Here is a 14,874-nt window from a genome sequence, read left to right on the forward strand (position 1 = left end):
AGTAAGACTTAACGGATTCAACGCGCAAACATCGCGTATGAGCCGGAGCGGGGCAATGGCCCTCAGCGCAGGGCCTGGATGTCACACCGCCGGGGCAGGATGGATGGCGTGACGGATGCGATGGCGGGGTTCGGCGCGGCCACCCGGGAGTGGTTCGGCGCCGCCTTCGCCGCGCCCACCGCCGCCCAGACCGGCGCCTGGAATTCAGTTTCCGCCGGGCGCAGCGCGCTGGTGGTGGCCCCCACCGGCTCGGGCAAGACGCTGGCCGCGTTCCTCTGGTCGCTCGACCGGCTCGCCCGCGAGCCCGCACCGGCCGACCCCCGGCAGCGGTGCCGGGTGCTCTACGTCAGCCCGCTCAAGGCGCTCGCGGTCGACGTCGAGCGCAACCTGCGCACCCCCCTCACGGGCATCCGGCAGGCCGCCACCCGGCTCGGCGTCGCCCCGCCGGAGATCACCGTGGGGATGCGCACCGGCGACACCCCCGCCGACGAGCGGCGGGCCTTCGCCCGCACCCCGCCGGACATCCTCATCACCACACCCGAGTCGCTGTTCCTGCTGCTCACCTCCGCCGCCCGCGACTCCCTGCGCGGTGTCGAGACGGTGATCGTCGACGAGGTGCACGCGGTCGCCGGCACCAAACGCGGCGCCCACCTCGCGCTCTCCCTGGAACGCCTCGACGAGCTGCTGCCGGCCCCCGCACAGCGGATCGGCCTCTCCGCCACCGTCCGGCCCGTCGACGCGTGCGCCCGTTTCCTCGGCGGCGCCCGCCCCGTCGACGTGGTCGCGCCCCCCACCGCCAAGACGATCGAGGTCAGCGTCCAGGTGCCGGTGGAGGACATGACCCGCCTCGACGAGCAGGAGCCGCCGGAGGACGACCTCGGCGGCCTCGGCGCACGCCGGGCGTCCATCTGGCCGGCGGTGGAGGAACGCGTCTTCTCCCTGGTCAGGGCGCACCGCTCGACCATCGTCTTCACCAACTCCCGGCGTTCCGCCGAGCGCCTCTGCGCCCGGCTCAACGAGCTGGCCGGCGAGGAACTGGCCGGCGGGTCCACGCCGGCGGCGGGCGGCGCGCAGGAGTGGGGCGGCCCCGAAGGGCCGGTGCGCGTCGGCCGTACGCCGGCGGAGCTGATGGCGCAGGCCGGGGCGGCGGCCGGCGCGCCGGCGGTGATCGCCCGCGCCCACCACGGCAGCGTCTCCCGGGAGGAGCGCAAGCACATCGAGGAGGCGCTCAAGTCCGGCCAGCTGCCCGCCGTGGTGGCGACGTCCAGCCTGGAGCTGGGCATCGACATGGGCGCCGTCGACCTGGTGGTGCAGATCGAGGCGCCGCCCAGCGTGGCCGCCGGCCTGCAACGGGTGGGTCGGGCCGGGCACCAGGTCGGCGCGGTCTCCCGCGGAGTGGTCTTCCCGAAGCACCGGGGTGACCTGCTGTCCTGCACCGTGGTGGCCGAGCGGATGGCCGACGGCGCCATCGAGGAGCTGCACCACCCGCGCAACCCGCTCGACGTGCTGGCCCAGCAGATCGTCGCCATGGTGGCGCTGGAGCCGTGGCGCGTCGGTGACCTGGCCGTGCTGGTACGCCGAGCGGCGCCCTTCGCCGAGCTGCCCGACTCGGCCCTGCACGCCGTGCTCGACATGCTCTCCGGCCGCTACCCGTCCACCGCGTTCGCCGAGCTGCGGCCCCGGCTGGTCTGGGACCGCGCCACCGACACGCTCACCGGCCGGCCCGGCGCGCAGCGGCTCGCGGTGACCAGCGGCGGCACGATCCCCGACCGGGGCCTGTTCGGGGTCTTCCTGGCGGGGGCCGAGCGGGCCGCCCGGGTCGGCGAGCTGGACGAGGAGATGGTCTACGAGTCCCGGGTCGGCGACGTCTTCCTGCTCGGCTCGTCGTCCTGGCGGATCGAGGAGATCACCCCCGACCGGGTGCTGGTCTCCCCGGCCCCGGGGCAGGCGGCGAAGATGCCGTTCTGGAAGGGCGACCAGCTCGGCCGGCCCGTCGAGCTGGGCCGGGCCATCGGCGCCCGGGTGCGGGCCCTGCTGCGGCAGGACGACGAGACGGCGGTCGCCGCGCTGCGGGCCGGCGGCCTGGACGACTGGGCCGCCGGCAACCTGATGGCCTACCTGCGCGAGCAGCGCGCCGCCACCCGGTCCCTGCCCGACGACCGCACGGTGGTGGTCGAGCGGTTCCGCGACGAGCTGGGCGACTGGCGGCTGGCCGTGCACAGCGTGCTCGGCGCCCGCGTCAACGGGCCGTGGGCGCTGGCCATCGGCCGCCGGCTCGCCGAGCGCTACGGCGTGGACGCCCAGGTGATGCCGTCCGACGACGGCATCGTGGTCCGCCTGCCGGACACGGCGGAGGAGCCACCCGGCGCCGACGTGGTGGTCTTCGAGCCGGAGGAGATCGCCCAGCTCGTCGAGGAGTCGGTGGGCACGTCCGCGCTCTTCGCGTCCCGGTTCCGCGAGTGCGCCGCCCGGTCGCTGCTGCTGCCCCGGCGCGACCCACGCCGCCGCCAGCCGCTGTGGCAGCAGCGGCAACGCGCCGCCCAGCTGCTCGACGTCGCCCGCGAGTACGCCGACTTCCCGGTCACCCTGGAGGCCGCCCGGGAGTGCCTCCAGGACGTCTTCGACCAGCCCGCGCTGGCCCAGCTGATGCGCGACCTGGCCAACCGCAAGGTGCGCCTGGTCGAGGTGGAGACCGCCCAGCCGTCGCCGTTCGCCCGGTCGCTGCTCTTCGGCTACGTCGGTGCCTTCCTCTACGAGGGCGACGCGCCGCTGGCCGAGCGCCGGGCCGCCGCGCTGGCGCTGGACTCGACCCTGCTCGGCGAGCTGCTCGGCCGGGTCGACCTGCGGGAGCTGCTCGACCCGACGGTGCTGGCCGAGACCGAGCGGCAGCTGCGCTGGCTGACCGAGCAGCGCCGCCCGCGCGACGCGGAGGACGTGGTCGAGCTGCTCCGCGTGCTCGGCGACCTCTCCGAGGCGGAGCTGGCCGAGCGGGGCGCCTCCCCCGGCTGGCTGACCGAGCTGGCGGCGGCCCGCCGGGTGCTGCGGGTCCGCGTGGCCGGCGAGGAGCGCTGGGTGGGCGTCGAGGACGCGGCCCGGCTGCGCGACGCCCTCGGCGTGGCCCTGCCGGTCGGGGTGGCCGAGGCGTACCTCGCCCCGGTGGCCGATCCGCTCGGCGACCTGGTCGCCCGCTACGCGCGTACGCACGGGCCGTTCGCCGCCGCCACCTGCGCGGCCCGCTTCGGGCTCGGCGTCTTCGCGGTCGAGCAGACGCTGCGCCGGCTCGCCGCCACCGGTCGGGTGGTCGCCGGCGAGTTCACCCCCGACACGGTCGGCAGCCAGTGGTGCGACGCGGAGGTGCTGCGGCTGCTGCGCCGCCGGTCCCTGGCCGCGCTGCGCCGGGAGATCGAGCCGGTGCCGCCCCGCGCGCTGGCCGCGTTCCTGCCCCGCTGGCAGCAGGTCGGCTCGTCCGCGCGGGGGATGGAGGCGCTGGCCGCCGCCGTGGAGCAGTTGCAGGGGGCGGCGGTGCCGGCGTCGGCGCTGGAACGGCTGGTGCTGCCGGGCCGGGTCGCCGACTACTCCCCCGCCCAGCTCGACGAGCTCTGCGCCAGCGGCGAGGTGCTCTGGGCCGGCTCCGGGGCCATCTCCGGCGGGGACGGCTGGGTCACCCTCGCCTACGCGGACGTCGCGCCGCTGCTGCTCGCCCCGCCCGACGAGGCGCTCACCCGCACCCCGCTGCACGACGCGGTCCTCGATGCGCTCGGCGACGGGCAGGCGCTGTTCTTCCGGTCGCTGTCCGACCGGGTCGGCTCGACCGACGACGCCGCGCTGAGCGCCGTCGTCTGGGACCTGGTGTGGGCCGGCCACCTCACTAACGACACCCTGGCGCCGTTGCGCGCGGCGCTCGGCGGCGGCGGGGCGCACCGGTCCCGTGCCACCGCGCCGCGCACCCGTTACCGGCGCCCCGGGCGGGTGGCCCTGCCGACGCGCGGCGGCCCGCCGACCGTCGCCGGCCGCTGGTCCCGCCTGCCGGAACGCGACACCGACCCGACCCGCCGCGCCGCGGCCCTGGCCGACGTGCTGCTCGAACGGCACGGCGTGGTGACCCGGGGCGCGGTGCTGGCCGAGCAGGTGGCCGGCGGCTTCGCCGCGGTCTATCCGGTGCTCTCCGCGCTGGAGGAGCGCGGCGCGGCCCGGCGGGGCTACTTCGTCGAAGGGCTGGGCGCGGCGCAGTTCGCGGTGCCGGGGGCGGTGGACCGGATCCGGGCGCTGGCCGAGCCGACCGACGGCGGGCGGGGGCGTGGCGGGCCCACCCTGGTGCTCGCCGCGACGGATCCGGCCAACCCGTACGGTGCGGCGCTGTCCTGGCCGGAGCGGGTGGTCGACTCGGGCGACGGGGCGACCCCGGCGACCGGGCACCGGGCGGGGCGCAAGGCCGGCGCCGTGGTGGTGCTGGTCGCCGGCGAGCTGGTGCTCTACGTGGAGCGCGGCGGGCGGACGATCCTCTCCTTCACCGACGACGCCGACATGCTGACGGCGGCCGGGAAGGCGCTCGCCGACGCGGTCCACTCCGGCGCGTTGGGCGCGATGTCGGTGGAGCGGGCCGACGGCGAGGCGGTGCGCTCCTCGCCGCTGCGCGACGCCCTCACCGCCGCCGGTTTCCGGGCCACCCCGCGCGGCCTGCGGCTGCGCGGCTGACCCGCACGTCAGCGCAGGCTCGTGAGGACCTTCTCATACCTGGCGCGATCGGCGGCGGGGGTCTTCGCCTCCAGGTAGTTGAGCACCACCGTGCCGCGCCGGAACGACTGCCCGCCCCACGTCTCGGCGATGTCGCCGGCGCTGGTCTCGTCGGGGAAGACGTACACGGTGACGGCGTCGGTCGCGACCAGCTCGGAGCAGCCCAGGCCGAGCCCGTCCGGGCCGCACTCGACCGACCGGTCCCGGGGGTTCGGCACCTTCAGCCCGGCGGCCTTGAACGCGTCGACGACCTGCCGCGCGCCGGGCGTCCCGGTCGGCCGGACCGGCAGCTTCACCGGCGGCGGGCTCGCGGGACGGCGCTGGGTCGGCCCGCCGGCGCTCGGACCCGCCGGTCCCGGAGCCGTCGACTTCGCGGTGGGCGGGGCGGCCGGCGTCGCCGAGGCTTCCGCCGCGCCGGTCGGGCCCGAGGAAGGCACGTCGGCCGGGGTCGACGCCGTGGCGGCCGGGGGCGCGGCGCGCCGGTCCTCCGCGTCGTCGCCGCAGGCGGCGGTGAGGGCGGCGGCGATCACGAGCACCGCGACGGCGGGCAGGCTCCGGTTGGTCACCCCTGGCAGTCTGCCCAACCGGATCCCGTCCCGGCAGTGGCCGGTCGGTCAGTGCCGCTGTCCCATTTCTGCCAGCCCGCCCCGGTCGACCGGGGCGGGCGGCCGACGCCGGTACGATCCCGACCGGTCGACGAGGGGAGCCGAGGATGACCGGGACGAACGGGGCGGACGGGGTGACCGTCCGGCCGGCGCGGGCCGGGGACCGCCCGGCCGTCGACGCGCTGCACGAACGCGAGTGGGGTGGGCCGTACGTCGTCGCCCACGACACCCGGTACGACCTGCGTACCCTGCCCACGCTGGTCGCGACCGACGGGGCCGGGGCGGTCGTCGGGGCGCTCGCCCACCACGACGACGCCGACGGGCTGGAGGTGGTCAGCGTGGTGGCCGCGACGCCCGGCGGGGGCGTCGGCACGGCGCTGCTGGCGGCGGCCGGGGAGGTGGCCCGGGCCGGGGGCCGGGCCCGGCTCTGGCTCGTCACCACGAACGACAACCTGCGGGCGCTGCGGTTCTACCAGCGGCGCGGGCTGCGGCTGGTGCGCGTGGACCGGGGCACGGTGGACCGGGCCCGCCGGCTCAAGCCGAGCATCCCGCTGGTCGGCGAGGACGGCATCCCGCTGCACGACGAGCTGGTCCTGGAGCTGCCGCTCACCGCCGACGCGGCGGCCCTGGCGCGGCCCCGCACCGCGGACGGACGGGTCCCCGCCGGCCGCCCGGTCGACGGTCGACAGGTCGTCGCCGGCGCGGCCCGCGCCCCGTGGATCTCGCTGACCACCGACTACGGCCTCGCCGACGGATTCGTCGCCGCCTGCCACGGGGTGATCGCGCGGCTGGCGCCGGAGGCCCGGGTCGTCGACGTGACGCACCTCGTCCCGCCGGCCGACGTACGCCGGGGCGCGGCGGTGCTCGCGCAGGCCGTGCCGCACCTGCCGGAGGGGGTGCACGTGGCCGTCGTCGACCCGGGCGTGGGCACGACCCGGCGGGGCGTCGCGCTGGCCACGCCCCGCGGGCTGCTGGTGGGGCCGGACAACGGCCTGCTGGTGGAGGCCGCCGAGGCGCTGGGCGGGGTGACCGCGGCCGTCGAGCTGACCGATCCGGAGTGGCTCGCGCCCGAGGTGTCCCGCACGTTCCACGGCCGGGACGTCTTCGCGCCGGTCGCCGCGCGGCTGGCGCTCGGCGCACCGCTGGCCGGGGTCGGTCCGGCGGTCGACCCGGTGTCCCTGGTCCGGCTGCCGGCGCCGGTCCTCCGGCAGGAGGCGGACGGGTTCACGGCCGAGGTGTTGACCGTCGACCACTTCGGCAACGTCCAGTTGGCCGCGCCGGCCGACCTGCTGGCGCCGCTGCCGGCCCGGGTCCGGGTGCGGCCGGGCACGGGTGGCGAGCCCGGCCGGGAGGCCGTGCACGGGCGTACCTTCGGCGACGCCCGGCCGGGCGGGCTGGTGGTGCACGCCGACTCCGCGGGCCGGGTCGCCGTGGCGGTCAACGGCGGCCGGGCGGTGGACCTGCTGGCGGTGGCGCCGGGCGACCTGCTGCGCGTCGCGGCCGACTGAGCGACGGGCGGGGCGACGGGCCGCCGCCGGGCCGGGCCGGAGCCCACCCCGCCCGGCCCGGCGGGCGTACGCGGGCGGTGGTCAGCAGAGCGGCACCGTGCCGCCGTAGACCGCCGAGACGTACGCGTGGCTGACGTACTGGCCGCCGGCGAGGCGGTTCCACCGGTTGGTGGTCCGGTACGGGCCGACGACGGTCTGCCCGGTCACGTAGCACTCGATCGGCACGTTGGCGTACCTCGCGGCCAGGCCGCGCACCGCGTACCCCGTGCCGGCGCCGGCGCGGATGTTGAGCGGGCCGTCGCCGACCACGCCGCGCGGGCCACTGCCGGTCCACAGGTACGCCACGTCCACCCAGGCGTTGGTGGTGAGCTGCAACCCGTCCCAGAAGGTGCCGTCGGCGAGGTCGACGCCGGCCGGGTTCAACACCACCCGCCCGAACTGGTCCCGCCCGCCGTTGTAGCCGTACTGGTAGGCCGCCTGCGCCTGCGGCCGGCCCTGCGGAAGGTCCTTCCAGTTCTCCCGGACGGCGCTGAGGTTCCAGTAGTCGTCCCGGGTGTTCCACGGGCCGACGTCCCAGACCGGGGCGTACTCGCAGCGGCTGCCCGTGGTGGTGCAGACCCGGACGGTGTAGTCGCCGGTGTTCGCCGGGGCCAGGCCGCGCCGGGAGGGCAGCGCGACGAAGTGGTCCCCGGCCACGATCGTGTGCCCGTTGGCGGTCACCTCGCCGACCAGCCCGATCCGGGTCGCGTACACCCGGTAGGTGAGGCCGGGCGTGGCGGCGGCGACGGCGGCGACGGTGTCGGCGGTGAGGCGCACGGCACGCACCTCCGCGGTGGCGCCCGGCCGGCTCGCGGTGAGCACCACCCGGGTCTGCACGCGGGTGACCGGCCGGTCGAAGACCGCCCCGCCGGTGGCCTCGCGCCATTCGGTCCAGCCCGCCGCCCGCCAGCCCCGCACCTGGGCCTCGGCGGTGCCGCCGGCGGCGGTGCGGGCGTCGACGGCGGCGCGCACCCGGGTGGCGGGCCGGGCCAGGGTGCGCGGCGGCGCGAGGAAGATCCCCTCGGCGACCGCGCTGCGGGGCGCCCGGGCCGGCGCGGGGCGGGGGTCGGCCAGGCGGAGCCCGGCGCGGGTGTGCCGGACGTTGACGTCGTCGGCGTCGACCCGGGAGAGGTCGGTGCTCCACCGTTCGCCGTCGGCGGCGGCGGCGAGCGCGGGGCCCGGGGTGGGTACGAGAGCGAGGGCGAGGATGACGGTCAGGGCGGCGGTACGGGCGCGACGGTAGGGCAGAATCATGGGCATTCTCCTCAGAACTCCCTGATCGTGCCCTTGTCGGTAGATCGACAGGAACCTCCATACAAATAGCGACACATGCGAATTCGGCTCGGACGAGGAAGGATGGACGGGTGCCCGAAGGCGACACCGTCTGGAACACCGCCCGCGTGCTGCACCGCGCCCTGGCCGGCGCCCGCCTGACCGGCAGCGACTTCCGGGTGCCGCAGCTCGCCGCGACCGACCTCGCCGGCTGGACGGTGCGGGAGTCGGCCAGCCGGGGCAAGCACCTGCTGCTGCGCCTCACCGCCCCACCGCACGCCACGCCACCGCCCGACGCCCCGACCGCACCGGAGGGCGGTGCGGTCCCGGCGCGGGGCGGTGCGGTCCCGGCGCGGGGCGGCGGTGCGGCTCCGGCGCAGGGCGACGCGGCACCGGGCGACGCGGCGCAGGGCGACGCGGCGCAGGGCGACACGGCACCGGGCGACGACGGCGGGGCGCGCTGGACGCTGCACTCGCACCTGCGGATGGACGGCGCCTGGCGGGCGTACGCGCCGAGGGAACGGTGGACGGCCCGGCCGGCACACCTGATCCGGGTCGTGCTGCGCAGCGCGCGGGCGGTCGCCGTCGGCTACCACCTGCACGAGCTGGCGCTGGTGCCGACCGCCGAGGAGGAGTCGCTCGTCGGGCACCTCGGCCCCGACCTGCTCGGCGCGGACTGGGACCCGGCGGAGGCGGTACGCCGGCTGGCCGCCCACCCGGACGTCACCATCTCCGAGGCGCTGCTGGACCAGCGCAACCTGGCCGGCGTCGGCAACCTCTACAAGTGCGAGGTGCTCTTCCTGCGCGGCGTCTCGCCGTGGGCCCCGGTGCGGGCGGTGCCGGACCTCGCCGGCACCGTCGCCCTGGCGCAGAAGCTGCTCGCGGCGAACCGGGGCCGCTGGACGCAGAGCACCACCGGATCGCTGCACCGGGGGCAGACCAGCTACGTCTACGGCCGGCGCGCCCAGCCCTGCCGTCGGTGCGGCACCGCGATCCGCAAGGAGGAACTGGGTGAGCGGGTCACCTACTGGTGCCCGGTCTGCCAGCCGGAGCCGCCCGCCGACTGACGCGGCCGGGCCGGCACGCGGCCACCGGCCGGCGTGTCGGGCCTGACACTCCGTCGGCGCGGCCGCGAGTCGCATCTCTGCCACAGATACGGACGATTGGGTACTTCCTAACGTCGCCGTCGAGGTCGCATGCTGCGGTTGACTCCTCACGCATCGTCAGTGACGCGCGACCGCGTCCGCCACGCCGCCGTGGTGGCCGCCGCGCCCGGACACCGGGGAGAGCCATGGAGCTGTTCCGCAGACTCCGGATCCCGTGGGCGGAGCGGGCGCCGGCCCGCGCCGACGGCGACGCCGACGGGACCGGGGCGGGTCCCGTCCCGGCGGCCCGACGCGCCGCGGAGCCGGTCGTCGCGCCGGCCAGCCTCGATCCGGCCGCCGTTCCGCGCTACTTCGGTCCGGTGCCGAACCACGCCCGCAGCCCGCTGCCGGTCGTCGACGCCGACGGTCGCGTGGTGCCCGGCACCGGCATCCGCAAGTTCGTCGACGCGCTGCCCCGCCCCGGCGCGCTCGGCCGCACCGAGCTGGGCGCCCATTTGCCGGTGGCGGTGCCGGACACCGTCAGCCACCCGGGCTGCGACTACTACGAGATCGGCCTGGAGCAGTACGCGCAGCGGCTGCACCGGGACCTGCCGGCGACCCGGCTGCGCGGCTACCGGCAGCTCAACCTCGGCACGGACGCCCACGGGCACAACACGGTCGTGCCGGCGGGGCGCCCCTGGCACCTCGGCCCGCTCATCCTGGCCCGGCGCGGCCGGCCGGTCCGGGTCAAGTTCATCAACCAGCTCCCCACCGGCCGCTCCGGCGAGCTCTTCCTGCCGGTCGACCCGACCGTCGACGGCGCCGGGGCCGGCCCGCTCGACGGCCCGGCGCCCTACCCGCAGAACCGGGCGGTGCTGCGGCTGGCGGGCGCGCACACCGCCTGGACCAGCGCCGGCAACCCGTGGCAGTGGGTCACGCCGGCCGGCGAGATCACCCCCTACCCGACGGGGCCGGGCCTGACCCACGTGCCCGACATGCCGCCGCCCGGCGCCGGCGCCACCACGCTCTACTACCCGAACGAGCAGAGCGGGCGGCTGTGCTGGTTCCACGACAACACCGTCGGCCTGGCCCGGCTCACCGTCTACTCCGGGCAGCTCGCGCTCTACCTGCTCACCGACCCGGCCGAGGAGCGGCTCGTCGCCGACGAGGTGCTCCCCGCCGACCAGCTGCCCCTGGTGATCGAGGACAAGACCTTCGTGCCGGAGGACACCCAGCTCGCCGGGGAGGACCCGACGTGGGACCGGGACCGCTGGGGCTCCCGGGGCAGCCTCTGGCATCCGCACGTCTACCAGCCCCGGCAGAACCCGCACCGGGCCGACGGGACGAACCCGACCGGCCGGTGGGACTACGGTCCGTGGTCGCGTACGGGCGACGACGCCGGGCAGCGGGAGCACGGCGGTACGCCGCACCGGGCGGAGCCCGTGCCGAACCCGCACCACGACCCCGTCGCCGAACCCGACGAGCCGCCGCTCGCGCCCGGCGTCCCGCACCCCTCGGCGGTGCCGGACGCGTTCGGCGACACCGTGCTGGTCAACGCGACCGCGTACCCGTACCTGGAGGTCGAGCCGAGGACGTACCGGTTCCGGATCCTCAACGCCTGCCTGGACCGCGGCCTGAACCTCCAGCTCTACCGGGCCCGCTCCGACGGCCCGATGTGGGACCCGGACGGCGCTCTGGCCGATGCCGACGCCGGTGAGGTGCCGATGGTGGAGGCGGTACGCGCACCGCACCGGCCGGCCGGCTGGCCGACGGACGGGCGCGACGGCGGGGTCCCGGACCCACGCGCCGCCGGCCCGGAGTTCATCCAGGTCGGCAACGAATGCGGCCTGCTGCCCGCACCGGTGGTGGTGCCGAACCAGCCGGTCGGCTACCGGTACGACCGGCGCGACCCGACCGTGCTCAACGTCGACGCGCACGCGCTGCTGCTCGCCCCCGGGGAGGCCGCCGACGTGCTGGTGGACTTCTCCACCGTCCCGCCCGGCGGGACGCTGATCCTCTACAACGACTGCCCGGCCCCGCTGCCCGGCTTCGACCCGCGCGCCGACCACCACACCGGCGCCCCGGACCGCAGCGCCGAGGGCGGGGCGCCACCGACCCGCCCCGGGTACGGGCCGAACACCCGCACCCTGCTCCAGTTCCGGGTCGCCGGCACCCCGGCGGCCCCGTACGACCTGGCGCGGCTGCGCGAGCGGTTGCCCGGCGCGTACGCGGCCAGCCAGCGCCCGCCGATCGTGCCGCAGCCGGCGTACGACGCGGCGTTCGGCACCCGGACCGCGCGCGACACGGTGGTCCCGGTGCACGCCGCGACGGTCAGCTTCGTCCCGGCCGGCGCCGCCGCCCCGGTGCTCCTGCCGCTGGAGGTCAAGGCGGTGCAGCAGGTCTTCGAGCCGGACCACGGCCGGCTCGTCGGCCGCCTCGGCGTCGGGCACCCGCACGCCGGGCCGCTCTCCCCCACCGTCCTGCCGCTCGGGCCGACCGACCCGGCCACCGAGGTGCTGCACGTCAGCGACCCGGCCGTCGCGGTGGGCGGGCCCGCCGACGGCACCCAGCTCTGGCGCATCCGCGGCAACAGCCGGCAGACCCAGCCGGTGCGGTTCACCGGCTGCGACGTGCAGCTGGTCGGCCGGGTCGGCTGGGACGGCGCCACCCGGCCGCCGCACCCGGCGGAGCGGGGCTGGAAGCAGGTCGTCCGGGTCAACCCGCGCGAGGACGTGATCGTCGCGCTCCGGCCGGTCGCGCCGCCCCTGCCGTTCAAGATCGGCGACAGCGTACGGCTGCTCGACCCGGTCCGGCCGGCGGGCACCCGGACCGGCTCGACCCCGGTCAGCCCGGTGGACGGCCGGCCCGCGGTGGTGGTGAACCAGCTCGTCAACCTCGGTTGGGAGTACCACTGGCACAGCCAGCTCGGCGGCCACCGGGACCAGGGCATGACCCGGCCGCTGGTGCTGCGGGTGTCGCCCCGGGCACCGACCGGACTGACCGCGACGCCCGCCCCCGGCTCGGCCACCGCGCTGCCCGCGATCGCGCTGACCTGGACGGGCAACGGCAGTCGCCCGCCGGCCACCAGCCACCTGCTCCAGCGGGCCACCGACGCCGCCTTCACGGAGGGGCTCACGGCGATCACCGTGGCGGCCACGGCGACCCGCCACACCGACGCCACGGTCACCCCCGGGGTGACCTACCACTACCGGATCCGGGCGGAGAACGCGGTGAGCTGCTCCACGTGGTCAAACAGCGTGCCGGCCGCGGTGCACCTCGCCGCGCCGGCCGGGCTGACCGCCGCGATCCCGCCGGCCGCGCCGCTGCGGATCGCGCTGCGCTGGGCCAACCGTTCCTTCGCCACCGGGATCGACGTGCAGCGGGCCACCAACCCGACGTTCAGCAGCGGGCCGGGCACCACCGCGATCGGGGTCGGCGACAACCATCTCGACGCCGCCGTCGCGCCGGACACCACGTACTACTACCGGGTGCGGACCACCTATCTCGGCGCCGCGTCGGCCTGGTCGACGGTGGCCCGGGCGACCACCCCGCCGGCGCCGGGCCCGCCCACGGGGGTGACCGCCACCGCGACGGCTCCCGGGCCGGACACGGCGACGGTGATCCTCGCCTGGGCGGCGAGCACCCCGGCCGCACCGGGCGCGGGGTTCATCGTGCAACGGGCGCTGGACCCGGCGTTCGGCCGGGAGGTGGCGACCTTCACCGTCACCGGCCGGGGCTTCACCAACAGCGGACTGGCGCGCGGCGTCACCTACCACTACCGGATCCGGTCGTTCAACGTCGTCGGCAGCTCCCCGTTCACCGGCCCGATCCCGATAACCACGCCCCCGTGACCGATCCGCGCCGGTCATGCAGTGGTGGCGGGTGCGGAACGCCCGAACGGGTGCCGGGCCGGCACCACAACTGCATGATCGACCGGATCGTGCGGCGGGGCGGCGTCAGGGGGTGCGCAGGTGCGCGCCGACGCCGCGCAGCTCGGTCAGGGCCGTGGCGACGCCGTGCAGCAGATCGGTCGCCTCGGTGAGCCGGGAGGCGGCCGGGTGGGCGGCGTCGGGGTGGGCGTCCCCGGCCACGTAACCGGCGGCGGCCACGACGAGCCGCTCGTACGCGGCGACGCCCTGCTCCAACTGCGCGGTCAGGGCCCGGTGCGCCTCGGCCAGCGGCGGCCGGGCCTCGGCCGGGGCGAGCCGCAGCGTGCGCTCGACGCTGGCCACCCGGTCGGCGAGGTCCCGCAGCGACCGGTCGGCCTCGGCGGCCTCGAGCACGGCCGGCGAGGCGAGCCCCGTGAGCCGGCCGGTCATCCCGGCGAGGGTCAGGGCGGCCCGGTCCAGCCGGGCCCACGGCTCGGCGGCGCTGGTGCCGCGCAGCGCCACCCGGGAGCGCACCCGGCGGACCTCGGCCAGCACGCCGGGGCCGACGGGGAGCCGCTCCACGGCGGCGACCAGCTTGGCGCGGGACCGCGCGGCGGCCTCGGCCGGGTCGAGCGCCGGCGGCGCCGGGCGGGCGGCCAGCGCCCGCAGGTCGACCCAGCGCCAGGCGGCGAGCACCACCGCGCCGCCCGCCCCGGCCATCCAGGCCGCGTCGGGCAGCCCCAGCCCGGCGTACGGGGTCAGCACGGCAGCGGCGCCGCCCAGGCCGCCGGCCGTGACGCTCCACCGGCGCGCGGACCGCCGCAACCGGCTCAGGCGCCGGAAGTACCGCGTGCGCTCGTCTGCCACCTCTGCCTCCTCGACCCGCCGCTCAGCCGGCGGCGGTGGTGTCTCCGGTGCCGCGCTCCGGGCCCATGCTGGCCCGGATCTCGTTCAGCCGGGCGGCGGCCGCCGGGTCGGCGGCCGGCGCGGCGGGCTGGGCCTGCTCCGCGGCCGGTCGTTCCTGCTTGCCGCCGAGCTGCTCGCCGGCCATGCTCGACCGGATCTGTTCCAGCCGGGAAGAGCCGGCCGAGTCGAGGGTCGACTTCTGGATCTCCAGCATGCGGCCCTCGACGGAGTTGCCGGCCAGCTCGGCGCGGCCCATCGCCGTGGCGTACCGCTGCTCGATGCGGTCGCGCACCTCGTCGAGCGAGGGCGTGTTGGCGGGGGCGGTCAGGGAGGACATCGACTCCAGCGAGCGGGCCACGCTCTCCTGCATCTTGGCCTGCTCAAGCTGGCTGAGCAGCTTGGTGCGCTCGGCGAGCTTCTGCTGGAGGATCATCGAGTTGTTCTCGACCGCCCGGCGGGCCTGGGCGGCGGCGGCAAGCGCCTGGTCGTGCAGGGTCTTCAGGTCCTCCGTGGCCTGCTCGGCCGAGACCAGCTGGGTGGCCAGCATCTGCGCGGACTGCTCGTAGCGGCCGGCCTCGGCCTCGTCGCCCCGGGCGCGGGCCTGGTCGGCGAGGACCAGGGCCTGGCGGGCGTTGGCCTGCAACCGCTCGACCTCGGTCATCTGGCGGGACAGCTTCATCTCCAGCTGCCGCTGGTTGCCGATCACGGCGGCGGCCTGCTGGACCAGCGCCTGGTGCTGACGCTGGGCCTCCTCGATGGCCTGCTGGATCTGCACCTTCGGATCGGCGTGCTCGTCGATCCTGGCGCCGAAGAGCGCCATCAGGTACTTCCACCCCTTGACGAACGGGTTAGCCAT

At 77.0% G+C, this 14,874-nt stretch carries 8 protein-coding genes and 1 pseudogene; 5 read left to right on the forward strand and 4 right to left on the reverse strand.

The features are described from left to right. The first annotated feature begins 78 nt into the window (after positions 1 to 78). Positions 79 to 4,695 carry an ATP-dependent helicase gene (locus tag ACLQ22_RS07615; protein WP_425691626.1) on the forward strand — a complete coding sequence of 1,539 codons (4,617 nt, stop codon included), beginning with the start codon at positions 79 to 81 and terminating at the stop codon, positions 4,693 to 4,695. Between the two features lie 8 nt (positions 4,696 to 4,703). On the opposite strand, the gene ACLQ22_RS07620 is transcribed toward ACLQ22_RS07615, so the two are convergent. Then, a complete protein-coding gene (locus ACLQ22_RS07620; protein ID WP_425691627.1) occupies positions 4,704 to 5,300 on the reverse strand; it encodes a hypothetical protein in 597 nt (198 codons plus the stop codon). A 146-nt stretch (positions 5,301 to 5,446) separates the two neighbouring features. Here ACLQ22_RS07620 and ACLQ22_RS07625 point away from each other — a divergent pair. Together ACLQ22_RS07625 and ACLQ22_RS07630 are read left to right on the forward strand one after the other, a co-directional pair. Then, a pseudogene (locus ACLQ22_RS07625) lies at positions 5,447 to 5,812 on the forward strand (GNAT family N-acetyltransferase); the annotation flags it as partial. Between the two features lie 246 nt (positions 5,813 to 6,058). Next, entirely contained in the window at positions 6,059 to 6,847 is a 789-nt protein-coding gene (locus tag ACLQ22_RS07630) for an SAM hydrolase/SAM-dependent halogenase family protein (RefSeq protein ID WP_425691791.1), read from the forward strand. An 81-nt stretch (positions 6,848 to 6,928) separates the two neighbouring features. Here ACLQ22_RS07630 and ACLQ22_RS07635 read toward each other — a convergent pair whose 3' ends face one another. Continuing rightward, on the reverse strand, positions 6,929 to 8,140 hold the full coding sequence (locus ACLQ22_RS07635) for a hypothetical protein (protein WP_425691628.1): 1,212 nt from the start codon (positions 8,138 to 8,140) through the stop codon (positions 6,929 to 6,931). A gap of 110 nt (positions 8,141 to 8,250) precedes the next feature. Between ACLQ22_RS07635 and ACLQ22_RS07640 the strand changes: the two genes are divergently transcribed. Next, a complete protein-coding gene (locus ACLQ22_RS07640; protein ID WP_425691629.1) occupies positions 8,251 to 9,225 on the forward strand; it encodes a zinc finger domain-containing protein in 975 nt (324 codons plus the stop codon). 224 nt (positions 9,226 to 9,449) lie between these two features. Continuing rightward, positions 9,450 to 13,094: a hypothetical protein gene (locus tag ACLQ22_RS07645; protein ID WP_425691630.1), complete on the forward strand. Its 3,645-nt coding sequence runs from the start codon at positions 9,450 to 9,452 to the stop codon at positions 13,092 to 13,094. 105 nt (positions 13,095 to 13,199) lie between these two features. On the opposite strand, the gene pspM is transcribed toward ACLQ22_RS07645, so the two are convergent. Beyond that, positions 13,200 to 13,979: a phage shock envelope stress response protein PspM gene (gene pspM, locus ACLQ22_RS07650; protein ID WP_425691631.1), complete on the reverse strand. Its 780-nt coding sequence runs from the start codon at positions 13,977 to 13,979 to the stop codon at positions 13,200 to 13,202. A gap of 22 nt (positions 13,980 to 14,001) precedes the next feature. Then, complete coding sequence (locus ACLQ22_RS07655; RefSeq protein ID WP_425691632.1) at positions 14,002 to 14,874, reverse strand: PspA/IM30 family protein; 873 nt, start codon at positions 14,872 to 14,874, stop codon at positions 14,002 to 14,004.

Origin of the sequence: Micromonospora sp. DT178 (assembly GCF_049841695.1) — a bacterium.
Classification (GTDB): Bacteria; Actinomycetota; Actinomycetes; order Mycobacteriales; family Micromonosporaceae; genus Micromonospora.